General features: G+C 70.9%; 22 protein-coding genes. 10 read left to right on the top strand and 12 right to left on the bottom strand.

The genetic code is table 11. The features are described 5' to 3' along the window. Window positions 1–138: 138 nt before the first annotated feature. Together IZR01_RS03450 and IZR01_RS03445 are read right to left on the bottom strand one after the other, a co-directional pair. Window positions 139–762: a maleylpyruvate isomerase N-terminal domain-containing protein gene (locus IZR01_RS03450; RefSeq protein ID WP_194922836.1), complete on the bottom strand. Its 624-nt coding sequence runs from the start codon at window positions 760–762 to the stop codon at window positions 139–141. Next, window positions 750–1,805 carry a sigma-70 family RNA polymerase sigma factor gene (locus IZR01_RS03445; protein ID WP_194897526.1) on the bottom strand — a complete coding sequence of 352 codons (1,056 nt, stop codon included), beginning with the start codon at window positions 1,803–1,805 and terminating at the stop codon, window positions 750–752. The genes IZR01_RS03450 and IZR01_RS03445 overlap by 13 nt, the downstream gene beginning before the upstream one ends. Before the next feature lie 320 nt (window positions 1,806–2,125). Between IZR01_RS03445 and IZR01_RS03440 the strand changes: the two genes are divergently transcribed. Further along, entirely contained in the window at window positions 2,126–2,698 is a 573-nt protein-coding gene (locus IZR01_RS03440) for a DUF5987 family protein (RefSeq protein ID WP_194922835.1), read from the top strand. Then, on the top strand, window positions 2,695–4,353 hold the full coding sequence (locus IZR01_RS03435) for a GMC family oxidoreductase N-terminal domain-containing protein (RefSeq protein ID WP_194922834.1): 1,659 nt from the start codon (window positions 2,695–2,697) through the stop codon (window positions 4,351–4,353). The genes IZR01_RS03440 and IZR01_RS03435 overlap by 4 nt, the downstream gene beginning before the upstream one ends. Before the next feature lie 150 nt (window positions 4,354–4,503). Here the strand turns inward: IZR01_RS03435 and IZR01_RS03430 are convergent, their stop codons facing one another. After that, window positions 4,504–5,223: a maleylpyruvate isomerase family mycothiol-dependent enzyme gene (locus IZR01_RS03430; RefSeq protein WP_194897525.1), complete on the bottom strand. Its 720-nt coding sequence runs from the start codon at window positions 5,221–5,223 to the stop codon at window positions 4,504–4,506. A 970-nt stretch (window positions 5,224–6,193) separates the two neighbouring features. Beyond that, on the bottom strand, window positions 6,194–6,616 hold the full coding sequence (locus IZR01_RS03425; RefSeq protein WP_194922833.1) for an SgcJ/EcaC family oxidoreductase: 423 nt from the start codon (window positions 6,614–6,616) through the stop codon (window positions 6,194–6,196). A gap of 305 nt (window positions 6,617–6,921) precedes the next feature. Here IZR01_RS03425 and IZR01_RS03420 point away from each other — a divergent pair, with 305 nt between their 5' ends. The 4 genes from IZR01_RS03420 to IZR01_RS03405 all read left to right on the top strand — a co-directional run bounded on the left by IZR01_RS03420 (window position 6,922) and on the right by IZR01_RS03405 (window position 10,462). Then, entirely contained in the window at window positions 6,922–7,722 is an 801-nt protein-coding gene (locus tag IZR01_RS03420) for a TIGR03084 family metal-binding protein (protein WP_194922832.1), read from the top strand. Between the two features lie 52 nt (window positions 7,723–7,774). Beyond that, entirely contained in the window at window positions 7,775–8,770 is a 996-nt protein-coding gene (locus tag IZR01_RS03415; RefSeq protein WP_194922831.1) for a DUF1702 family protein, read from the top strand. A gap of 219 nt (window positions 8,771–8,989) precedes the next feature. Next, window positions 8,990–9,556, top strand: a complete 567-nt coding sequence (locus IZR01_RS03410) for a carboxymuconolactone decarboxylase family protein (protein WP_194922830.1) — start codon at window positions 8,990–8,992, stop codon at window positions 9,554–9,556. 141 nt (window positions 9,557–9,697) lie between these two features. After that, window positions 9,698–10,462, top strand: coding sequence for a helix-turn-helix transcriptional regulator (locus tag IZR01_RS03405; RefSeq protein ID WP_194899895.1), 765 nt, complete (start codon window positions 9,698–9,700; stop codon window positions 10,460–10,462). Window positions 10,463–10,643: 181 nt separating this feature from the next. On the opposite strand, the gene IZR01_RS03400 is transcribed toward IZR01_RS03405, so the two are convergent. The 3 genes from IZR01_RS03400 to IZR01_RS03390 all read right to left on the bottom strand — a co-directional run bounded on the left by IZR01_RS03400 (window position 10,644) and on the right by IZR01_RS03390 (window position 13,032). Next, complete coding sequence (locus IZR01_RS03400; RefSeq protein WP_194922829.1) at window positions 10,644–11,708, bottom strand: cobalamin-independent methionine synthase II family protein; 1,065 nt, start codon at window positions 11,706–11,708, stop codon at window positions 10,644–10,646. A 119-nt stretch (window positions 11,709–11,827) separates the two neighbouring features. After that, the gene (locus IZR01_RS03395) at window positions 11,828–12,184 is read right to left on the bottom strand and encodes a nuclear transport factor 2 family protein (protein ID WP_194897928.1); all 357 of its coding nucleotides are present in this window, start codon (window positions 12,182–12,184) and stop codon (window positions 11,828–11,830) included. A gap of 44 nt (window positions 12,185–12,228) precedes the next feature. Further along, entirely contained in the window at window positions 12,229–13,032 is an 804-nt protein-coding gene (locus IZR01_RS03390) for an SDR family oxidoreductase (protein ID WP_194922828.1), read from the bottom strand. Window positions 13,033–13,171: 139 nt separating this feature from the next. Between IZR01_RS03390 and IZR01_RS03385 the strand changes: the two genes are divergently transcribed. Then, complete coding sequence (locus IZR01_RS03385; protein WP_194922827.1) at window positions 13,172–14,014, top strand: helix-turn-helix domain-containing protein; 843 nt, start codon at window positions 13,172–13,174, stop codon at window positions 14,012–14,014. 5 nt (window positions 14,015–14,019) lie between these two features. On the opposite strand, the gene IZR01_RS03380 is transcribed toward IZR01_RS03385, so the two are convergent. The 5 genes from IZR01_RS03380 to IZR01_RS03360 are packed head-to-tail and all read right to left on the bottom strand — an operon-like array spanning window position 14,020 to window position 19,568. Beyond that, window positions 14,020–15,006: an N-acetylglucosamine kinase gene (locus IZR01_RS03380; protein ID WP_323746897.1), complete on the bottom strand. Its 987-nt coding sequence runs from the start codon at window positions 15,004–15,006 to the stop codon at window positions 14,020–14,022. Beyond that, the gene (locus tag IZR01_RS03375) at window positions 15,003–16,262 is read right to left on the bottom strand and encodes a 6-phospho-beta-glucosidase (protein WP_194897929.1); all 1,260 of its coding nucleotides are present in this window, start codon (window positions 16,260–16,262) and stop codon (window positions 15,003–15,005) included. The genes IZR01_RS03380 and IZR01_RS03375 overlap by 4 nt, the downstream gene beginning before the upstream one ends. Beyond that, window positions 16,259–17,161 (bottom strand): carbohydrate ABC transporter permease, encoded by a 903-nt coding sequence (locus IZR01_RS03370; RefSeq protein WP_323746896.1) that lies wholly within the window; start codon window positions 17,159–17,161, stop codon window positions 16,259–16,261. The genes IZR01_RS03375 and IZR01_RS03370 overlap by 4 nt, the downstream gene beginning before the upstream one ends. Beyond that, complete coding sequence (locus tag IZR01_RS52950; RefSeq protein ID WP_194922854.1) at window positions 17,158–18,147, bottom strand: carbohydrate ABC transporter permease; 990 nt, start codon at window positions 18,145–18,147, stop codon at window positions 17,158–17,160. The genes IZR01_RS03370 and IZR01_RS52950 overlap by 4 nt, the downstream gene beginning before the upstream one ends. A gap of 23 nt (window positions 18,148–18,170) precedes the next feature. After that, window positions 18,171–19,568 carry an ABC transporter substrate-binding protein gene (locus tag IZR01_RS03360; RefSeq protein WP_228558864.1) on the bottom strand — a complete coding sequence of 466 codons (1,398 nt, stop codon included), beginning with the start codon at window positions 19,566–19,568 and terminating at the stop codon, window positions 18,171–18,173. A 239-nt stretch (window positions 19,569–19,807) separates the two neighbouring features. On the opposite strand from IZR01_RS03360, the gene IZR01_RS03355 reads away from it, so the two are divergent. The 3 genes from IZR01_RS03355 to IZR01_RS03345 all read left to right on the top strand — a co-directional run bounded on the left by IZR01_RS03355 (window position 19,808) and on the right by IZR01_RS03345 (window position 22,965). After that, window positions 19,808–20,638 carry a GntR family transcriptional regulator gene (locus IZR01_RS03355; protein WP_194922826.1) on the top strand — a complete coding sequence of 277 codons (831 nt, stop codon included), beginning with the start codon at window positions 19,808–19,810 and terminating at the stop codon, window positions 20,636–20,638. 106 nt (window positions 20,639–20,744) lie between these two features. Beyond that, window positions 20,745–21,857 carry a glycosyl hydrolase family 18 protein gene (locus tag IZR01_RS03350; RefSeq protein ID WP_228558863.1) on the top strand — a complete coding sequence of 371 codons (1,113 nt, stop codon included), beginning with the start codon at window positions 20,745–20,747 and terminating at the stop codon, window positions 21,855–21,857. Between the two features lie 46 nt (window positions 21,858–21,903). Next, window positions 21,904–22,965: a glycosyl hydrolase family 18 protein gene (locus tag IZR01_RS03345; protein WP_194922825.1), complete on the top strand. Its 1,062-nt coding sequence runs from the start codon at window positions 21,904–21,906 to the stop codon at window positions 22,963–22,965. The last annotated feature ends 44 nt before the right edge of the window (window positions 22,966–23,009 follow it).

Below are 23,009 nucleotides of genomic sequence, written 5' to 3'. Positions count from 1 at the left end.
TCCGTAGTCCGTCGGTCGGCTTGTCGACACACGCCTGACACGCCGGCGGTTCTAGTCCGCCGCCGGCGCCGTACCCGGTCGCGGCGCGGCGCCGGCCCCGGTCGCGGGGCACGGTCTCGGGCCGGAACCAGACGCGGATCAGGCCGGCGTACGGCCGAGCAAGGCGACCAGCCGATCGCCGGGAGGCGTCCGCGGCGGTACCGCCACCGCGGAGGCGAACAGCCCCAGTCTCCCGACCCCGTCGACGACCAGCGCGGACAGCTCCAGCAGTTCGAGAGCGGGAGCGTCCGGGATCGGCAGCGTCCTGCCACACGCGGTCGCGATGTCCCAGCTGTGCACCGCCAACTCCACCGCCCCGGCCGCGGCGACCAGGTCGCGGGGCAGCGGATGCGCGCCGACCAGGACGTCGTCCGGACCCTCGCCCCGGCGCAGGGCCTCGTGGACCCGCACCAGGCGTTCGGTCCGGTACCGCACGGCCGTGGCGAGCACGGTGCCGACGTCGTCGGCGAGGAGAAGATCGGCGGCGTAGGGCCGGGTCCCGGTGGCGCACCGGACCGCGCCGAGCAGGTCGGGGCGGCCGTCTTGGAGGGTCTGGATGAGAACGCCGAGCGAGGTGCTCAGGTGCCGCATCAGGTCCAGCAGATTCCACTGCGAACAGGGCGTGGGTGCGGACAGGTCTCCCCCGGTGACCACCGACATCGCCTCGTCGGTATAGGCGGCCACCTGCTCGAACAGACCGTCCGAGGGCCTCAGCGCCGCCATGGGCCGGCACCGGACACGCCGTCCAGCACGGCGGGCAGCCCGAAGCCGGCGAACAGGCCCGGATCGTTGAACGAGACGATGTGGGAGATACCCGTGGTGGTGATGGTCAGCACCTGGATCGCGTGGGCGTGCCAGCGCCCGTCCGGCCCGGCCCGGTAGCCGGCGGCGGCCTCCTGGCCGTTCGCCGCGATGGTGAGCATGGCGAACGCGGGCCCGCCGAGCACGTTGGTGCCCAGGAAGCGGCCGACGGGCTCACGTCCTTCGAACCAGAACAGGTTCGGCGGCATCTCCAGCACGACCTCCTCGCGCAGCAGCCGGACCAGCCCGGGAACGTCGGCGTTCTCGAAGGCCGCCGTGTACTGCTCGATCATCGCCCGGCGCCGCGGATCGTCCGGCTCGGTCAGCTCCTCATCGCTCGGCGCCGCCTTCTCCAGCTGGGCTCGGGCCCGCCGCAGCGCGCTGTTCACGGCGATCGTCGTGGTCCCGAGCAGGTCGGCGACCTCGGCGGCGGGCCACTCCATCACATCGCGCAGGATCAGCACCGCGCGCTGCTTGGCCGACAGATGCTGGAGCGCCGCGACGAACGCCAGGCGCACCGAGTCCCGGACGGCCACGATCGCCGCCGGGTCGCTCACCAGCAGATCCGGGAGCGGCTGGAGCCACTGCACCTCGCCGCCGCCGGGCGCGGGCCCGGGCCGGTCGGCGTCCGGGTTCGGCCCGCCCAGGCCCGTCGGCAGCACCCGGCGGCTGCGGTGCTCCAAGGCGCTCAGGCAGGCGCTGGTCGCGATCCGGTACAGCCAGATGCGCAGCGAGGAGCGCCCTTCGAACCGGTCGTAGCCGCGCCAGGCCCGCAGATACGTCTCCTGCACCAGGTCCTCGGCGTCGTGGACCGAGCCGAGCATGCGGTAGCAGTGCACCAGCAGTTCGCGGCGGTGCGGCTCGACCAGCCGGATGAACTCCTCGTCGTCGCGCGGGGTGGCCGGACGGGCCCGGTCGACGGCTGTCCGCGGGGTCACCGCGACCCCGCCGTTCGTGTCGGCCATCTTGTCCTCCTCGCCTGCGTCCGCCGGCGTGGCGTCGGCGGGGATTTTCGCACTCACAGGTAAGGACTCCGGTCGATCGCGAAACTCACCGGGTCCAGGAGAAGGATTACTCACTTGCGGTATCTTCCGCCCCACGGCTGTACCCACACCCCGAGCCCAGACCGGCTGTGTGCGATCCGCCACCGCCGGTGATCGCGCCCGGCGCGCAGCGGGGCAATCCGGAGGATGCCCGGCCCGAAGGGCAGTTCCGATGATGAGACCGGGCCGCGGATCGCCGCGGCCCACCGCGGTCTGCCAGACCAGACCACAGGGAGGAACGCGTGGAAGAGTCCTCTGTCGAGCGTGCTCCGGACGTACGGACACTGACCCTTGAGGCGTTCGCGGACACCGTCATCCCGGGAGAGAAACGCTGGCCCGGGGACCGGGCGATCGCGGGCGTCTCCACCGGCGGCGGATCCGTGCAGGCCGGAGCGCTCGCCGTCTTGGAAATGCCCGAGGGCGGCATGGCCCCGGCGCTCGACGACGTGGTCGCCGCGCTCAACATCCATGCCGAGCACCACCGCGACCGGGTGGGCCTGCCCACCGACGAGGAAGTGCCGCCGTTCACGGCGCTCCCGTGGGCGGACCGTACCGCCGTACTGAACGTGCTGACGGCCGTCGGCCATCCGGAGAAGGAGCTGTGGACCGGGTTGGCGTTGTTCTGCTACATGGCCTTCGACACCGGGGCCCACCTGCCGACCACCGAAGCCCTCGCCGAGGGGCATCCGGGCCTGACCCTGATGCGGTTCGAGACCCCCGACGCCGACGGCCTGTGGCGCTTCCCCGACTACTCCTATCGCAGGCCACTGTCCAAGCTGCACCCCGACACGCTGGAGAACGGGAGCCTGAAATGACCGCCGGGAGCGTGGAATCCACCGACGTACTCATCATCGGCAGCGGGTTCGGCGGGTCCATCCCCGCCTACCACCTCGCCGCCGGCGGTGCGCGGGTGCTGGTCCTGGAACGCGGGCCGTGGCTGGCCGCCGAGGAGTTCGACCACGACCTGCGGCTGGGCACGTCCTCGACCCGGGTGTTCGAGTTCGTGGTCGGCCAGGGGATGAGCGTGCTGAGCGGCAACTGCGTCGGCGGCGGCAGCGTGGTGTACTTCGCCGCCATGCCGCGGGCGCCGCGGTTCGTCTTCGACCGGCAGGGGTCGATCGGGCACCGGCTGTGGCCGGCCGCGATCACCCGCGACGCCCTGGAGCCCTGGTACGAGCGGGTGGAGGAGGCGCTGCCGATCAGCCAGGCGAGCTGGGACACCACCACCTACGCCGGCGGGCTGTGGGCCGCGGCGTGCGACCACGCCGGGCGCACCTGCAACCCGGTCCCGGCGGCGGTCGACTCGGACCTGTGCACCAACTGCAACTGGATGATGTCGGGCTGCCGGTTCGACGCAAAGCGCTCGCTGCTGCTGAACTACCTGCCGGCCGCACTCGAACACGGCGCCGAGATCCGGCCGCTGCACGAGGTGCAGCGGATCACCCGGCTCGCCGACGGCGGCTACCGCGTGCACTACAACACCGTCGACGAGGTCGACTACCGGGTGGTGACCGGCGGCGGGACGGTGGACGCGAAGGTCGTCATCGTGGCCGCCGGCGCCGGTGCCACCCCGGTGATCCTGCAACGCTCCGAACCCGCCCTGGGCACGATGCCGCACGCCGTGGGCCGGTACTTCTCGGGCAACGGCGAGCGGCTGAACACCGCCGTGATCGACGAGGACAAGGCCCGCGACCTGCTGGGCCTGGACCGCGGGGACGGCCGCGCGTACCAGGCCTACCAGATCGGCCGCGGGCCCACGGTGGCCTCCTGGGACCGGCTGGACGGCTCCCGTCCGGAATTCGAGCGCTACTCGCTGGAGCAGCTGTACTTCCCGCCGGGCCTGGGCACCGTGCTGGCCCAGGTCCCCGGCGCCGACGGGCCCAGCTGGTTCGGGCCGGGCAAGAAGGAGCTGCTGCGGGACTGGAAGTCCTGGCTGACCATCTTCACCATGTCCGAGGACGACAACGAAGGGGTCTTCGGCGCGCCACCGCCCACCGGCAACGCGAACCGCTTCTCCCAGCAGATGTTCGGCTTCGGCACGATCTCCTACGAGCCGACCGACAACACACTGCGCGGCTGGGAGAAGTCCGACGCCGACGTACGGGAGATCCTGGAGAAGGACGGCCTGGCCGAGGTCCTGCCCTGGACCAACGACGTGATCGGCGCCTACACGGTGCACCCGCTGGCGTCCTGCCGGATCGGCGACGACCCGGCGACCTCGGCCCTGGACGACCGGCACGAGCTGCGCGGGCACCCGGGGATCTTCGTGACCGACGGCTCGGCGGTACCGGCCGGCCTGACGGTCAACCCCGCCTTCACCATCGCGGCGCTGGCCGAGCGCGCGGTGCCCGGGATCGTCGCGGCCCTGCGGGAGCGCGGTGTCCAGGTCGTCTACGGCGCCCCGTCCCCGTCGGGCGCGGCCGGCGGACGGCGGGCCACCCGCGAGTTCGCGCGCGCCGCCGCCCGCTGAACCGGACGCCGGATCTGTACTGGACGCAGGATCTGTACTCGACGCCAGATCTGTACTCGACGCCGAATCTGTACTGGACGCCGGACCTGACGCCACGGACCCTGTGCGCTGTCCTTATATATAGGACGCGCGCACAGGGCCCGTGGCGTCTCAGCGTTCTACCGTCTCCGCCGGCGGGGTGAACGGACCCCACCCGAAGGCCGGCATCCACGGCCGCGGGTCCGTGCTCCAGTCCAGGGCGGCGATCTGGTAGGGCGTGCGGCGCCCGACCAGCGAGCGGTACACCTCCACTCGGCTGCCGCGCACGACCGCGGCCGGCCGGCCCTTGCCGATGTTCCGGGAGAAGTCCTCGGTCTCGATGCGTATCGGCGGCAACCCGCGCCACAGGACCGCGCCGGCGAAGCCGGTCAGCGCCACCTCGAAGGCCCCGGGGAAGGCGGGGTGGTCGTGGGGCAGCGGCGCGTCGAGCGCGACCCGCGCGTCGTACTCATGGGTGAAGGCGTCCATGAGCAGCAGGGACCCGGCCGCCGGGCCCGGCAGAGCGGCCACCGCCTGCTCGACGACGGCGGCGCTGCGGACCCACTCGCTCAACAGCTCGCCCGGCCCCGGCGCCTCCAGGCACATCGGCCGGTCCGACAGCTCGGGGGTGGCGGTGTTCGTCTCCGCGAGGCGGCAGTTCTCGACCAGGTGGGCCAGCAGGCGGCCGACGGTCCAGCCCGGACAGGCCGGCACCGGCCGGCGCTCGGAGTCCGGGTGGGCCTGGATCAGAGCGGTGACACGCTCGCGCGTGTTGCGGTAGGCGACGTAGTGTGGAACCGGTTGCCAGGCCGAGGAGGCGCTGCGGGTGAAGGCGTCGGCATCGTATGCCATGGGGAGGCCCCTCAGTATTATCTCAGAGTACCCGGTTGTAGTGGGCCGTAACCGACCGCTGCAGATCAGGGCCGTTCATGGAGCCGACCCTACTACGGCCCCGGCCGAGGGCCAGGACGGCCTGACCGGCGCGGCGAGAGGGATGGCCGAGGCGGCGCGGACCGATCATCTGTGGCTTGTGGTGGCGATCGCCTCCTCGGTGACGACCCAGCGGGCGATGACGCTCGACGCGCGGGTTCGCCGTCGTCTGTCCGCTGCCGGTGGCAGTGGCGATGCCGAAGGTGTGATTACTGTCGAGTTACATCGTCGGATACCGAGCAGGCCGACGTTTCTCGCAACGTGCTCAACTCCCCCGGCAGCCGATCTCGGGCGGGCAGCGGCGCGGGGCGGGCGCGGGCGGCGTCATCGCACCGCCGGTGAACACGGCGGCGGCGCGGACCGCAGCCAAGGCCAAGGCGGCGGCGCCGGAACACTCAGCAGGTCAGCCGGCCGGCTCGGGGCCGGCACGATCGGCGGGGGCAGAACAGCAGTCTTGCGTCGCGAGGTGTTCGATGCTCGGCTCCGATCGGCAACGTCGGCATGGGTACGTACGGCTCGGCCGAGGAGCGTCTCGTCCCGCGGCGGAGGCAGCCGCCGCCGCGCTCCCCGGCCGGGCGCGCTAAGAAGAAGACTCGGTTCGCGCGCGAAACTCACCGCGATGGAACGGGCACGGCGTGCGCGGGACGAAACAGTGCCGGAGTACAAGGGATCGACGACCCTTTCCCGCACGCACGCCGCCGCGTCCCGGACACGCCGGATGGCCCGGACGTCATGACGTCCGGGCCATCTCCCGCACCGGTCGGCCCGCGCCCGCGCCGAAGGCAGCGCGCACGCGACGCCGGCGGCGGCCCCTCTGCCGCCGCCCCGCACCGGCCGACCGGATCCGGACCGGCGGCCGCGGGCACCCGGCCGCCACGGCGCCGAAGCGCTGTCAGGCCGCCGGCACGTTGAGCGGGCTGTTCTGGTACGCGGCGAGCAGCCACTTGCCCTGGAGCTTCACGCACACCCAGGTGGCCCGGATGGCGCGCTGCGGCGCCACCTCGGTCTCCCCGGGGGCCAGCACGCCGCCCTCAGTGACCATGATCGCGGTGTCGGCGGTGTGGAAGTGGGTGACCAGCGGGCGGCCGGTGACCTTGGTACCCTTGTAAGGGCCCTGATAGGCCTGGGCCATGAAGCCCTGGATGTGCGCGCGCCCGTCGAGCAGGATGTCGCCCGGCAGCACCACGGTGCCGGCCGGCGCGAACAGGTCGGCGAACTTCTTGGCGTCGTGCTCGGACCAGGCGACCTCCAGCTGGTCGACGAGCGCGTGCACCGCCGCGGTGTCGGCAGCGGTCTCCGGGGTGGTCTGGGTCATGTCTTCCGCCTTTCAGTGGGCTGATCGAAGTCCGATCACACAGGCGGCCGGGTGCCGGCCACGATCCCATCCTCCGATCGCCGCCGGGGCGCCGGCATCTTCGGGATTGCCGCGTGCCTGCCGGTGCGGTTCCGCACGTCAGGAGAAGCCCGGCTGCGAAGCCCGGCCAGATACTCGACTCGGATTCCCGGTGCGCCCCGTCCGCGCACGCCCCCCGTTCACCTCCGTTCCGCGGCCCGGCGCCGCCGGCGGGGCGCACCGGTGTCCGCCAGCTCGCGCCGACTTCCGTGTGGAAAGGATCCGCTATGACCGGACAGAACGATGTGTACGCCGACCTGGCCGCCGAGGGCGACGCGCTGGACCGGCTGGTCGCCGGCCTGGACGGCCCCGGCTGGGCGACCCCGACCCCCTCCCCCGGCTGGACCGTCGCCGACCAGATCGCCCACCTGGCCTTCATCGCCCACCTGGCGGTGCTGTCCTCGACCGATCCCGAGGCCTTCGAGATCGAGGCGGCCCCGTCCCGGGTGGACTTCCAGGGCTCGGTGGACGCCAAGCTCGCCGAGTACATGGCCGACAGCCCCGAGGGGATCCTTCAGCGCTGGCGCACCAACCGGGAGAAGGGCGCCCAGGGGCTGGCCGCGATGGAGGGCCAGATGGTGCCCTGGCTCCAGACCCCGCTGCCGGCGTCCGTGCTGGCCACCGCCGGGATCATGGAGCTGTTCGGCCACGGCCAGGACGTCGCCGACGCGCTGCGGGTCAAGCGCGAGCGCACCGACCGGATCGTCCACCTGACCTACTTCGGCCTGCTGACCCGGGCCTTCGGCTACGTCGCGCACGGCGAGGAGCCGCCGACCGAGCCGGTCCGGCTGGACCTGGTCGCCCCCTCCGGCGCGAAGTGGACCTTCGGGCCCGAGGACGCCGCCGAGTACGTCACCGGCTCGGCCTGGGACTTCTGCCTGCTGATCCTGCGCCGCCGGCACCGTGCCGACCTGGACCTGACCGCCTACGGCGCCGAGGCCTCGCACTGGCTGGACGTCGCCCAGGCCTACCGCGGCCCGGCCGGGGAGGGCCGCCGGCCCGGGCAGTTCGCCGCCCTCGACGCCTGAGGGCGCCGGCGGCGGACGGACCGAACCGCACCGACTCGGAGAGGGGACACGCGTGGCCGCCACCATGGCCGGCTCGATCCGCAAGCTGCTGACCGCCCCCGACCTCGGGAGCACAAGCTTCGAGACGCTCGGATACGACACCGGACACGCTCCAGCCCGCACCCAATTGGAGACCAGCGCCCGGCAATTCATCATCGGGTACGAATTCGGCATCGAACAGCGCGACCACGCCGGGCTCGTGGCCCGCCTGGAGTCCTTGCAACGGGAATACCGCGGGTTCGCCTATGAGGGGGCCGTCATGGCCTTGTCGATGCGTGACGTGATGTCCCCGCTGCCGGGCCGGCGGCGGACCGAGAGCTTCCTGGCCGGGCCCGGGTACGACGACGGTCCCGGCTCCCGGCACATCTTCATGGCCTACATCGGTCTCGGTTTCGCGCTCGCCCGACTGCCCGGCGCGATGTGGAAGCGCGCGCTGCCGCGGCAGAGCAAGCTGCCGGACCATCCGTCACTGCGCGGGCTGATCCTGGACGGCTACGGGTTCCACATGGCCTTCTTCCACCACGCGAAGTGGGTCGACGGGCAGTACGCGCCGGCGCGCTACCGCTGGCCGGCTCCGCACACACTCACCCAGCGCGTGGTGGACCAGGGCGTGGGGCGCGCGATGTGGTTCGTCTACGGCGGCGACGTCGAGCGGCTGCTGGAAGCCGTCGAGCGGTTCGGCCCCGAGCGGCGCTCGGACCTGATGTCCGGGGCCGGCCTGGCCGCGGCCTACGCCGGCGGGGTCGAGCCGGACTCGCTGGACCTGTTGTGGACCAAGGCCGGCCGGTACCGGCCCGAGCTGGCCCAGGGCGCGGTGTTCGCGCTGCGCGCCCGCGACGTGTCGAACCTGATCACGCCGGAGAACGAGGCCGCGGCCCGGCAGTTCTGCGGATGCGGCGCGGCCGAGGCCTCGCAGATCGCCGAGGACGTCGCGCAGAAGCTGCCGCGGGACGGCTCGCTGGCGACCTACGAGGAGTTCCGGCGCCGGGTGCGGCTCCGGTTCCAGTAAGGGGCACGACTCTGGAAATGGGCAGGGCTCTGGTAACAGGCAGGGCTCCGGTAACGGGCACGGCCCTGGTCGGCGATCGGCGACGACGGTTCACCGTCGCCGATCGCCATCAGTGGTGCGCGCGATCACCGCAAGCTGGGAGAAGTCGGGCTTCGCCGCGCGGCGCTACGGTCACCGGAGTCGAGCAAGGCCCAGCGCAGAGTCCTCGGAGGTACCCCCATGTCCCACATCGAACTCGGCGTGGACGAGAAGCTGTTCCCCGGGATAACCGGACCGCTGCTGTTCCGGCCCCTGACCGCCGGACCCCTGACCGAACTCGCCGAAACCCTGCTGCGCGGCGAGAACACGCTCAGCCGCGGCGAGCGTGAGCTGATCGCCGCCTACGTCTCCAGCCGCAACGAATGCGCGTTCTGCACCGACTCGCACTCCGCGTTCGCCGCGGCGCAACTGGACCAGGGCATGCCGCTGGTGCTCCAGGTGCGCGCCGATCCCGACCAGGCTCCGATCACGCCCAAACTGGCCGCGCTGCTGCGGATCGCCGAAGCGGTGGCGGAAAGCGGCCGCAAGGTGACGGCGGAGCTGGTCGAGACCGCGCGCGCCGCGGGCGCGGGCGACGAGGAGATCCACGACACGGTACTGATAGCGGCGGCCTTCTGCATGTTCAACCGCTACGTCGACGGCCTCGGCACCCTGCCCGCCGGCCGGGCCGAGGACTACGAGGCCGTGGCGGAGGTCGTGGTCGCCAACGGCTATCTCCCCCTGGCCGGGAAGGCTCCGTCGGCATAGCGCCCGGCGCGGGGCAACCAGGAAGAAGCCAGGCCCGGCAACTCCTGTAACGCTTGGGGTGACCCGACTGCGTCAGCACGTTCAGGCCCGTGTCCCGACCGAACGGCGCTCAGCGATCCGTCGCGCACCACAGGAGGAACCTTGAACGAGGCTGTCGAGCGCGTTGTGGACTACCTGTACGAACAGTACGACCAGCCGATCACCCTGGCCGACATGGCGGACGTCGCGATCCTGAGCCAGTTCCACTTCGCGCGCACCTTCCGCGAGGTCACCGGCGTCTCCCCCGGCAGATTCCTCAGCGCCATCCGCCTACAGCGGGCCAAGGGCCTGCTGACGACGACCGAACTGACCGTCACCGACATCTCCTACATGGTCGGCTACAACAGTCTCGGCACCTTCACCAGCCGCTTCACCAAGAGCGTCGGCGTCACTCCGATCCAGTACCGCAGCTTCGCCCAGGCCGATCTGGCCGTCGGCACCGGCGGCCGCGCGGCCGAGGACGGCACGGCGGTGGGCGCGATGGCCGGCTGGATGAGCCTGCCCCCCGGCACCGAGGCGCCGCTGATGTACATCGGGGTCTTCGACGGCCCCATCCCCCAGCGCCTCCCGGTCGCCTGCACCATGGTCGAGAACGACACGGCCTTCCAGCTGGACGGCGTCCCGGAGGGCCAGTGGTACGTCTTCGCCGCGGCGGTGAACCCCGACGAGGCCCCGGTCGACGGGTACGGGGCGCGCGTCGCCCGCCTCGTGGCCCGCGAAGGCCCGGTGACCAGCGTGCGCGGTCAGACCACGATGGTGGACCTGCGCCTGCGCCCTTGCCGCCCGATCGATCCACCGCTGCTCCTGGCGCTGCCGGTGGTCCTCGACCGCTACGACGCGCGGCAGCCGGTGGCCACTCCCGCATAGCGGCGGGGGTGCGGACTATCAGTGGACTACCTGTGGACTATCTGTGAACTGTCCTGAAGCCGCGTACCGGCTTGTCGCGGCGCACGACACCTCGCTGACGTACGCCGCGATGCTCACCACCACCTGGCCACACCGCCTGATCAGTCGGCAACGACCAGCGCCGGGTCACCTCATGGAACCGCTACACCCCCAGCAGTTCAGCGGCGAGCGCGGTGCCCTCGACGCGGGCGCGGACCTTCGCGAAGGCCGTCTCCCGCGAGGTGGAGGTGTCGTCGGCGAACGGCGAGAACCCGCAGTCATCGCAGGTGCCCAGGCGGTCGGCGGGGAGGTGGCGGGCCGCGTTCAGGACCCGGTCCCGCACTTCCTCGGGCGTCTCCACCCGGGGATCGATCGGGTCGATGACGCCCACGAACACCTGGGCCGAAGCCGGCAGCTGATCGGCGATGACCGCCAGGACCCGGTCGGGGTCCGGCTCGCTGGCGAGCTGGACGTAGAAGGAGCCGACGTTGAGCTGGAACAGCTGCGGAAGCAGGCCGGCGTAGTCGACGTCGAGGCTGTGGGTGGAGTCCTGATCCCCGCCCGGGCAGGTGTGCACGCCGATCCGGGCCCGCTCGGCCGGGGTGAACCTGTCCAGGACCCGGTTGTTGAGCGCGATGAAGTCCGCGAGCACGCCCCCGCTCGGATCGAGCTTGAGGGAGAGCCGGCCCTCGGTGAAGTCGAGTTGCACCTTGTGGGCGCCGGCGTCCAGGCAGCCGCGGATGTCAGCCTCGGCTTCGTCGGCGAGGTCGGCGAGGAACTCCTCGCGCGAATAGCCGCCGATCCCCTCGGCCGGATAGAGCAGGCTCAGCGCCGAAGGCGCGATCACCGCCTGCTTGACCGGGACACCCGCATGCGCGAGAGCAGCCTTCAGATAGCCGTCGGCATGCTGCTGGTAGCGGAACGGTCCGGCAGTGAGAGACGGCAGCTGGCGCACATGCCCATCAGCGAAAGGGATGACGACGCCGTCGGGACTGAGGCCTTTCAGCCCGGCGATCGGGTAGGTGGCGAAACTCGGCTTGCCCTGCTCGCCGTCGGTGACGACCGGCGAGCCCGCGGCCTGAAGGCGCTGGATCGTCTCGGCGACAGCCTGGTCGACCGCACCGGCGAGGTCCTTCGACGCCAGCCGCCCCTGTTCGTGGGCTGACAGCGTGGCAAGGAGTTCGGCGGAGCGCGGGATGCTGCCGATGGGTTCGGTAGGTAGCGACATAGATGTAAAAATACTGATTTATGACTACGCGGTCAATGACTATAAGTGATTACTTCGCGACACAGAGTCAGAGCGATGATGGCAACCGGCGGCCATCGACACGGTCGGCGATCCCTGATTCAGACCTGGTTGTTCCACATCCGGAACATGACGCACTTGGCGTTCTTGTCGAACGTCACGGTCCACAAGTTGGCGAACGTGCCCAGCTCCTTGTAACGGCCGGTGCCCTCGATCGCCGCGGTGTCGCCGTTGATGGCCAGGACGGACCACTCGAATTCCCAGCCGCCCTCCTGCCATGGTGCGCGGCTGAGCCAGCCGTCGATGATCGCCTCACGGCCGATCCAGTCGGTCTCGTAGGGCCACTCGTGGTACTCGGCGCGCGGGGAGAACAGCGCGGTGATGTCCTTCTTGCTGCCGGTGGTCCAGGCCCGGATGTAGCCCTCGGCCCAGTCTCGTACCTGCTGATCGGTCACCATCGATGTCACCTTTCCGTGCTGGATGTTCGTGCCTCTGAGCCCTTTCAGCCCTGGGCCGTGGGCCGGACGACGAGTTCGTTGACGTCCACCTCGGCGGGCTGGTCGATGGCGTACCGGATCGCCTCGGCGATGGCGGCGGCCGGGAGCGCGATGCCCATCTGTTCCTCGACCGCGTCCTTGACCGCGGCCTCGCCGATGGTCGCGGCCAGCTCGCTGCGGGTCAGGCCCGGGCTGATCACGGTGACCCGCAGCTCGCGGCTCTCCTGCCGCAGACCCTCCGACAGGGCGCGCACCGCGTACTTGGTGGCGCTGTAGACGGCGGCGGTCGGATCGACCCTCAGCCCTGATACCGAGGAGACGTTCACGATGTGCCCGCTGCGCTGCTCCTTCATGATCGGCAGGACGGCGGCGATGCCGTGCAGGACCCCGCGCAGGTTCACGTCGATCATGCGGTCCCACTCGTCGACGCGCAGCGCGTCCATTCTCGACAGCGGCATCACGCCGGCGTTGTTGACCAGGACGTCCACCCGCCCATACCGGTCATGGGCGGCCGTGACGAAGGACCGCACGCTGGCCGGGTCGGTCACGTCCAACGCGTGCGCGATGGCGCTGCCCGCCAAGTTTTCGAGGTCCTCGGCGAGGGCCGCGAGGCGGTCGGTGCGGCGCGCCCCGAGTACCAGGCGGTGGCCGGCGGCGGCCAGCCGTCTGGCGGTGGCCTCGCCGATACCACTGCTGGCGCCGGTGATCAGGACCACTTTCGGCGCCCCCGGGGCGAGCGGGGCGCCCGGAGCGAGCGTTGCGCCCGGGGCCACCGGGGCGACTGCGGTGAGCGGGTGCGGGTGCGTCATGTTCGAGCCCTTCGGCATTCAGGCGGCCGGCGTGGTGCATCGGCCGGTACCGACCAGCATGTGTCCGATCGCGGGCGAGCGGCAGGACGGGTCTTCCTGGGTGCCCGGCTCCTAGGAACCGGCGTCGTACGATCTAGATATGACGGGCAATGAACTGGGCGAGTTCCTACTGACGCGCCGCTCCCGCGTCCGCCCGGCTGACGTGGGGTTTCCCTGCTCCCAGGGCCGCCGGGTCACCGGATTGCGGCGGGAGGAGGTCGCGGTGCTGGCCGGCGTCAGTGCCGACTACTACGCCCGCCTGGAGCAAGGCCGCGAACGTCACCCCTCCGGACAGGTCCTCGACGCCCTCGCCCGGGCCCTGCACCTGGACTCCGACGCCTGCTGGCACGCCTACCGCCTGGCCGGACTCGTGCCCACGTCCGAAGAGCCCTCCCCCGATGCCGAGACAGTCGCACCGGAACTGCTGCGGCTGATGGGCTCCTTCCCCGACGCCGTGGCCTACGTCATCAACCGGCGCCTGGACATCCTGGCCTCCAACACCCTGGCCGACGCCCTGCTCTCCCCGCTCGCGGACCCGCGCGGCATGGCCCGTGCACTGTTCTGCGACCCCGCGGCCCGCGAGCTGTTCGCCGACTGGCACAGCGTGGCCCGCGACACCGTCGCCGCACTACGGCTGGCGCACGGACACGAGCGGAACGACCCCCGCACCGCCGCCCTGATCGACGGCCTGCTCGCCGACAGCCAGGACTTCGCAGCACTCTGGAGCCGCCAGGACGTCGCCCGCCTGGGCAGCAGGACCAAGACCTTCCAGCACCCGGACGCCGGGCGCCTGACGCTCGCCTACCAAACCTTCGAGGTCCAGAACGCGCCGGGCCAGTGCTTGCTGGTCGGCACCGCCGAGCCCGCCAGCCCCGACGCCCGCCGCTTGGCCCTGCTCAGCTCTCCGAGCCCAGCCGGCGGGTTCGCTTCAAGCCTCGCTTAACGCGCCTATCCCACGAGAGCCGCGCCAGCCGAGAGCTGCCGCAGCAACAGCTCACGTACCGCGACGTCGGCCTCCACTCCGAGCGCGTGCAGAGCGGCACCGGTCACCGGCGGCTCGGTCACGACCCGCAGTTCGGCCTTCGCCTGCCGGGCGAACCCGTCGCCGATCCGGCCGAGGAGGTAGGGGTCAGCGGCGCCGAGGACGCCGCCGCCCAGGATCACCGGGGTCGGCGTCCGGTCCAGGCCGAGCCGGCGCAGGGCCGACAATCCCAGGGCGCACACCTCGTCGGCCTGGCGGTCCAGGATCGATCGCGCGGTCGGGTCTGACGTCAGGGTGAACAACACCGGTGTCAGGGTTCGCAGTTCGGTCTCGGCGAGGGCGCCGGTGTGGATCGCCAGGGTGACGTCCAGTGCGCTCGGCAGTCCGAAGTGGCCGGCGACCGCCGAGGCCAGGGCGGTGCGCGGGCCGCGGCCGTCTTCGCCGCGTACCGCGTGCCACAGCATCAGGGTCCCGATGTCCATGCCGCCGCCCCAGTCACCCGACAGGATGCCCAGGGCCGGGAAGCGTGCGACCGAGCCGTCCGGGGCGATGCCGACGCAGTTGATGCCGGTACCGCAGACCACTGCGACCCCGGTCCCGTCCGGTGAGCCGCCGTGCAGCAGCGCGAACGTGTCGTTGGCGACGTGGACCTCCCGGGCCCAGCCGCGCCGGGCGAAGGCGTCCTGAAGAGCGGCTTCCTCCGGCCGCAGGTCGGCGCCGGCCACGAAGGCCGACAGCCGCTCGACGGGCCCTTCGACACCGGCGCGAGCCCGCACCCGCGCGACCGTCTCCGCCAGCGCGTCGAGGGCCGCCGGGACTCCGGTGACCTGGGGCCGGAAGGGTCCGCCGCGGGCCCGGGCGTGGATCTTGCCGGTGCCGTCGCCCAGCACCACATCGGTCTTGCTGTTGCCGCCGTCCATGGCCAGGAAGGTCCGCATCAAGGTCTGGCTCACAGCTCGGCCCACGGCAGATAGTCGCGGTTGACCGACTCCATCTCGGCGGCGAGCACCTGGGCCGGCTCGGTCTGTCCGATCAGCGGGTGGGCGATGAGAGCGTCTTCGACCCGTCCGATCCCGCCGTGCACGGCAGCTTGCAGGGCGAGTTCCTCATAGGCCGCGACGTGGGCGATCAGACCCGCCTGCAACGGATCGACCGGCGCGATCGGCAGCGGGTGCGCGCCGCCGCCGTCGATGCGGCAGGGCACTTCGATGACGGCGTCCCGCGGCAGGAACGGCATGGTGTCGCCGTTGCGCACGTTGGCGACCTGGACGGTGCCGCCCGCCCCGAGCAGCCCGGCGACCAGCTCGATCGCGGCCTCGGAGTAGTAGGCGCCGCCCCGCTGGTCCAGCAGCGCGGGCTTCTCGTCGAGCGCCGGGTCGGCGTACATCTGGAGCAGCTGCCGCTCCAGCGCCGCGACCTGCTGTGCGCGGGACTCCTGGACCCGCTGCTCGGCGACGACGGCGTCGTGGGCGTAGTAGAACCGCAGGTAGTAGGACGGGATGGCCCCGTGGCGCCGCATCACCTCGATCGGGATCCGCACCCGCGCGGCCAGCTCCTCGCCGCGCTCGGCGAAGATCCGCGGCAGCACCTCCACCCCGTCGACGCGGACGCCGCGTTCCCAGGTCAGGTGGTTGAGGCCGACGTGGTCGAGCTCGATCCGGCCGGGGTCGACCCCGAACCAGTCGCCGAAGGTGTGCTGGAAGCCCTTGGCGACGTTGCACAGCCCGACGGCCTTGTGTCCGGCGTCCAGCAGGGCCCGGGTGACGATGCCGACGGGATTGGTGAAGTCCACGATCCAGGCCTCGGGCGCGCGCTTGCGGATCCGGTCGGCGATGTCCAGGACGACCGGGACGGTGCGCAGCGCCTTGGCCAGGCCGCCGGCGCCGGTGGTCTCCTGGCCGACGCAGTCGCACATCAGCGGCAGGGTCTCATCGGTGTGCCGCGCGGCCTGGCCGCCGACGCGCAGTTGGAGCAGGATCGCGGCGGCGCCGTCCAGGTGCTCGTCCAGATCGCTGCCGGTGACCAGGCGGCCGGGATGCCCCTGCTTGGCCAGGATGCGCGCCGATACGCCCCCGACCAGGCCGACGCGTTCGGCGTCCGGGTCGATGAGGACCAGCTCGTCCACGGCGAGGGTGTCTGGCAGCCGGGCGAACCCGTCGACCAGTTCGGGGGTGTAGGTGGATCCGCCACCGACGACGACGATTTTCAACCTTTGACTCCTGTCAGGGTGACGCCTTCGATGAAGGCCTTCTGGGCGAAGAAGAACACGATGATCACCGGCGCCATCGCGATGACGGTGGCGGCCATGGTGAGGTTCCACTGGACGGCGTGGGCGGACTTGAAGCTGGCCAGTCCGACGGCGAGCGTCCAGTGCTCCGGCTTCTCGCCGGTGTAGATGAGCGGTCCGTAGTAGTCGTTCCAGGCGTTGAAGAACGCGAACAGGCCGACGGCCACGATCGCGGGACGCATCATCGGCAGGACCACGCGAAGCAGGACCCGTACTTCGCTACAGCCGTCGATCCGCGCCGCGTTCAGGTAGTCCTCCGGAATGGTCAGCAGGAACTGGCGGAGCAGGAAGATGGAGAACGCGTCGCCGAACGCGCAGGGGATGACCAGAGGCCAGATGGTGCCGGTCAGGTGCAGGCGCGCCCACATGATGTACATCGGGATCACCAGGACCTGCGGCGGCAGCATCATCATCATGATCACGGCGAGGAAGACCCCGTTGCGGGCCCGGAAGCGGAACCGGGCCAGGGCGTAGGCGACCGGGACGCTGGAGACCAGCGTGCACATGGTCACCAGCCCGGCGTAGACCACCGTGTTCTTGATCCAGGTACCGGTCGGGGCCTTGGAGAACACCGCCGTGTAGTTGGACCACTGCCAGTGCGCGGGCCACAGGTTCGAGGTCAGCGACTGCTGGTCGGTCATCACGGACGTGAGCAGGATGAAGACGACGGGTCCGAGGAACGCCACGGCCAGTCCGCAGGCCAGCGCGTGTTCCGCGATCCAGATCAGGGTTCTGCGGCGCCCGGACCGGCGCCGGGCGGCGTTGTGGGCGGATACGCCGCGGGCGGACCGGTCGCGCGCCGCGGGTGCCAGGGCGGTCACTGGGTCGCCTCCTCGGTGTTGAAGCCTGATGCCCGGCGCAGCAGCGCGACGGTGAAGACCATCGCCACGATGAACAGGACGACCGCCAGGGCGCAGGCGTAGCCCATGTGGAACTGGGTGAATCCGGCGGTGTACAGCTGCTGGGAGAAGGTGAGCGTCGAGCCGCCGGGGTAACCCGGCGGAGCCTGGATGCTGCCGTCGGCGGTCTGGGAGGCGACCATCGCCTGGGTGAAGTACTGGAGGGCGGCGATGACTGCCGTCACGGTCGCGAACAGCACGACCGGGGAGATGGTGGGCAGCGTCACGTAGCGGAACCGCTGTAGCGGGTTGGTGCCGTCGAGCTCGGCGGCTTCGTAGAGTTCGGCGGGCACGTCCAGCAGCGCGGCCAGGAAGATGACCATCATCGTCCCGCTCCCCCACAGCGTAAGCATCGTCAGCGCCGGCTTGGACCAGACCGGGGAGTCGAACCACAGCGGTCCGTGCACGCCGAGCAGGCCCAGGATCTTGTTCACCGGCCCGGAGGACGGGTTGAACAGGCACACGAAGGCCACGGTCGCCGCGACCGGCGGCGCGAGCGCCGGCAGGTAGAACAGCGTCCGGAACAGGCCCGCCCCGGCTTTGAGCCGGGCGGTGACCATGGCGACGCCGAGCGCGAAGAGCACCTGCGCCGGGACCATGACCGCCATCAGCCAGCCGGTGTTGCGCACCGCCTGCCAGATCTGCGGGTCGTCGCTGAACATGTAGCGGTAGTTGCGCAGGCCCACGAAGTGCGGGCTGGAGATCATGTCAGAGTTGGTGAACGACAGCCAGAGCGTCATGACCAGCGGATAGGCCAGGAACACGGTGAACCCGACGATCCACGGCGAAAGGAACAGCAGGATCCTGACGCGGGTGCGCCGACGCTTGGCGCGCACGGCGGGTGAGGTCTGGGGGTCCGGGCCGGGCGGCCGGCGGGCCGTCCGGGTGGCCAGTGACAAGGTGCCCATGGTGGCGGCCGGCTTTCCGGGGCTCACTGGCTGAGCTTGAGGGCGGCGTCGTTCTGCTTGTCCACCTCGGCCAGCCCGGCTTGGAGGTCGGGTACCTGGCCGTTCTGCCACTTCTCGGCGAAGGGACCGAAGTTCGTCAGGTAGGCGCCGCCGTCCGGGCTGGCCGGGGTGGTCGAGGTCGCCGGGTTCTTGAAGACCTCCAGGAAGGTCGCGAAGTTCGGGTCCTGGGCCAGCGTGAGCTCCGGGGAGTCCAGGGCCGCGATGGTGGTGGGGACGTTGCCGATGGCGTCGGCGAAGGAGGCGACGGCATCGGTGTCGGTGGTGAGGAACTTGACCAGCTTCCAGGCCGCGGCCGGGTGCTTGCTGCCCTTGGGGATGCCGATGACGTTGCCGCCGACGTAGCCGGAGCCGTACAGCTCGGGCTTGTCGTCGGCGACCGGCATGGGCGCGGTGCCGTAGTCGACGTCTGACTTGTCGCTCTTGATGAACGCGGTGCGCCACTCCCCGTCGACCATCATCGCCACGTTCCCGGTCTCGAAGGCGTTCTGCGCCGACATCTCGTCGCCCAGGCCGGCTTTGAATTTGGCGAGCTTGCCGGCGCCGAACCAGTCGACCAGGTTCTTCTGCCAGGTCAGCGCCGCGGCGAAGGCCTGGTCGGAGGCCACGTTCGAGGTGCCGTCCGGCTTGAGCCACTTGCCGCCCCAGCTGGTCACCAGGTGCTCGGTGACCATCTGGTAGGTGCCCAGGTAGGGCATGAACCCGGCGGTCTTGATCGAGCCGTCCGGGTTGAACGCGGTCAGCTTCTCGGCATCGGCGGTCAGCTCGGTCATCGTCTTGGGCGGCGCCGTGATCCCGGCCGCGGCGAACAGCTTCTTGTTGTAGTAGAGCCCGAAGGTGTCGGCCAGCCACGGCATCGTGCAGCGCTTGCCGTCGAAGGCGGTGTAGGACTGGACCGCCTGCGGTATCTGCGACATGTCCACGTGGTCGGCGGCGATGTCCGCGCTGAGGTCCTGGAAGGCGCCGCTGGCGCACCAGCCGCCGACGTTGGCGGCGTTGAAGGAGGACGCGACGTCGGGGGCCGTGCCGCCGCGGATCGCCTGGTTCACCTTGTCATCGGTCTGCCCTGAGACGGCCTGGACCGTGATGTAGGGGTACTTCTGGTGGAACTTGGCCAGCACCGCGTTGACCGCGGCGACCTCGTGCGTCGAGCTCAGCCCGTGCCAGAAGGTGATGGTGACCGGGGTGGTGTCGTCGGCTCCGACGTCGGCCTCGGCCGGGGAGCCGGAGCCGCCGGCGGAACAGCCCGCGGCGGCGAGCGCCAGCATCGGCGCGAGTACGAACGCGGCCAGGCGGCGGCGCGGAGCCCTTGCGGGGACTGCGGGGCGGTGTCGACGTATGAAGCTGTGCCGGTGTATGGACATGGTGCCTCCACCTCGGGGACGAGTGGTCCAGTGGTACAGGATTGGTCTGGATGACGGTCACATTTGGCGAGTTCCAGGCGCCTCCAGCGCGGAAAACTTACCAACCCTTGACCAGTTGGCTTATCGTGGGTCATTATTTGGCCAACGTCAAGGGCTCCGGACAACCAGTCCGGCACGGCGGGCGCCGAGACCCGGCGCCGGGGCCGGGGCCGACGTCGCAGAAGGGAACGGAACGGGCGATGAACGTGGGCGAGAGCCGCTGGCAGAAGCGCGAGCGCATTCGCGGGCACCTGCTGGACCTGGTCGAGGAGTACGGTCCGGGCCGGGCGATCCCCGGCGAGCGGCAGTTGAGCGAGGAACTGTCGGTGTCCCGCCCCACGCTGCGTTCGGTCGTCGACGACCTGGTCCGCGACGGGCTCCTCACCAGGGAGCACGGCCGCGGGGTCTTCGTCGCCAAGGCCAAGGTGGCCCAGCGTCTGGGGACGCCCGCCGCGCAGCCCGGCCAGCCGCTGGCCGTCGGCGGCGTGGACGGTGTCTGGACCAGCCGGATGGTGGACTTCCAGACCGTCGCGGCCGGTGCCAGGATCGGCCGGCGCCTCCAGGTGTCCCCGGCCGAACAGGTCCTGCGGATCACCAGGCTGCGGCTGGCCGACGGCGATCCGATGTCTGTGGACACGCTGCACGTTCCCGCCGCCCTGGTGCCGGGACTTGCTTCCCAGGACCTTGAGGACGGCTCGTTCTACCGGACCCTGGGCCGGCGCTACGGCGTCCGGCTCGCCACCGCCACGCAGATCATCGAACCCACCGTCGTCGACGAGGCGGAGGCCGAACTGCTCGGGGTGCCGGTCCACACCCCGGCGCTGCTCTTCGATCGGGTGACCGCCGACGCCGACGGCCGGATCGTGGAGTTCACGCACTCCGTCTACCGCGGTGACCGCTACCGCATCCTCACCCAGCTCTCGCTCGCCGCCGACGACGACAGCGGGCGGGTGGTGGGCGGCTCCTGGTCCACGGCCTCAGCCGTCCCCGGCGCCGACACGCTCGTCCTGGACTCCTACTGGTCCGGCTGAGCATCAGGCGCTGCCCGCCGCACAAAAAGCACCACCGGAACCATCGCCACGCCCCGCGCGGACCACCCGGTCCGTGCGGTGATCCGCCACGCCTTCCGGAGGACACATGCTTCGTGCCAGAACATCGCGCGCCAGAACACTGCGCACCAGAACACCCCTGGCCTTGATGGCCGCCTGCGCGACCGCGGGGTTGGTCGCCACGACCGCGAACGCGACCGCCACGGCCACCGCCGCCGCCCCCACAGTTCGTGCGACCGGCGTGCAGTTCCAGACCTGGCTCTACCCCGGGTCCCCCGGGGACTCCACGTGCACCGCTCAGGCCGAGTACGCCGACAACCGGGTCCTGACCGGCGCCCTGAAGCCCGAGTACTGGTCCGTCCAGGCCGACGGCTCAGTCCGGCTGGAGACCACCGCCGACGGGACGTGCAACACCTTCAGCGCGGCGAACGTCGCGGACCTGAAAGCCCACTCGGCGTATCAGTACCCGACCATCTCCGGCATGACCACCGCCGACGTCCACGCACTGGTCAGCAGCTCCGGCAACCGGTCCAAGGCGGTGTCCCAGCTGACCTCGCTGGTCGTCGGCAACGGACTGTCCGGCGTCGACGTCGACCTGGAGGACTACTGGTCCTGGTCCGCCGCGGACTTCACGAACTACAAGAAGTTCCTGACCCAGCTCGCCGCCTCGCTGCACGCCAAGGGCAAGCGCCTCCAGGTCGATGCTCCGGCGATGACCGCGGACGCCTCGTTCTACGACTACGCGCAGGTGTCGGCGACCGGCGTCGACGAACTGGTCATCATGGCCTACGACGAGGAGTTCGACACGCCGCCGGGCGCCCGGTGCCTGGCGATCACCCCCTACGCCTGGCTGAAGCAGGTCACCGCTTATGCCCAGAGCAAGGTCCCGGACCACTCGCGGCTGGTCATCGGCCTGCCGTCGTACGGCTACCACGCCCCCGACCCCTGCGATCTGACCAACGTCACCGGCAACATCCAGTTCAGCGATATGCGCAAGAGCCCCGGATTCGCCACCGACCCGGCCGTCATCGCCGCTCGGCGTGACCCCTCCTCTGGTGAGATCCGCTGGGTCTCTGGCGGCGTCCTCTACGACTACGTCGACAGCGCTTCCCTGGCCGCGAAGCTGAAGGTCCTCACCGGCTTGGGGGTCACCAAGGTCTCGGTGTGGTCCCTGGGCGGCGGGAACCCCTGGTTCGGCTGACCCCCACGCGACACCGAACACCCCCCCACAGCGCGAAAGAGAGACCATGAGAAACCACCGCACCGCCCACCGAATCACCCGCCGAATCAGCGGCCTGACTGCCCACCGAACCGCCCGCCGCACGCTCGCCGCCTCAGCGGTCGGCGTGCTGGCCACCGCGGTCCTGACCCTGCCGACCGGCACCGCCTCGGCGTTCACCGGACTGCCGGTGGTCGGCTACCAGGAAGAGGGCGACGCCACCTCGCTCATCGACGCCGGCGCCGGCGCCCTGGGCTCGGTCGGCGTCGACGGCGTCAACATCACCTCCGACGGTACGAGCGTCTCAGTACCCGATGACGGCGCCCTGAACCAACTGGCCACCGCGCACGCCGACGGCCTGCCCGCCGAGTTCCTCGTCGGGAACTTCAGCCAGGCCATCGGCGACTTCGACGAGTCGGCCGCCTACAACCTGCTGAGTAGCCAGGACAACATCAAAAATGTGGTCGCCAGCCTCAGCGATGCGGTCGCCTCCCAGGGCTGGGACGGCGTCACGGTCGACATCGAGTCCCTGCGATCCCGGGACACCGACGGCCTCACGGCGTTCGTGACCGCGCTGAAGCAGGCCCTGCCGTCCGGCAAGACCGTCAGCCTGGACCTGATGAACGGCCAGAGCGCGGCGGAGTACTCAGACCTCGGATACGACCTGCCCGCCCTCGGCCAGGTCGTCGACCACCTGGTGCTGATGGCCTACGACCAGCACACCCAGGACTCCGGTCCCGGGCCGGTCGGCGCGCTGTCCTGGCAGCAGCAGGGCCTGGACGTGCTGGTGAGCGAGGTCCCGGCGGGCAAGGTGGACCTGGGCGTCGCCGGCTACGGCTATTCCTGGCCGCCCGGCGGCGGCGCGACCCAGGTCAGCGATCAGGGCGCGCGCGACCTCGTCGCCGCCGACGGCGCCACGGCGCAGTTCGACGACGCCTCCGGGGAGTGGACCGCGACGCTCTCGGACGGCACCGTCCTGTGGTGGTCGGACGCGCAGTCCCTGGCCCTGCGCCGGACGATGGCCGCGAACGCCGGCATCCACGGCCTGGCCGTGTGGGACCTGGCCCTTTCCGACCCGATCCAGCAGTAGCCGGGCGCCTGATGCTCCCGGCCTGAGACCGGGAGCATCAGGGC

Origin of the sequence: Catenulispora pinisilvae (assembly GCF_015356865.1) — a bacterium.
Classification (GTDB): domain Bacteria; phylum Actinomycetota; class Actinomycetes; order Streptomycetales; family Catenulisporaceae; genus Catenulispora; species Catenulispora pinisilvae.
Note: the sequence above shows the minus strand (reverse complement) of the source record. Positions and strands in the feature narration are given on the sequence as shown.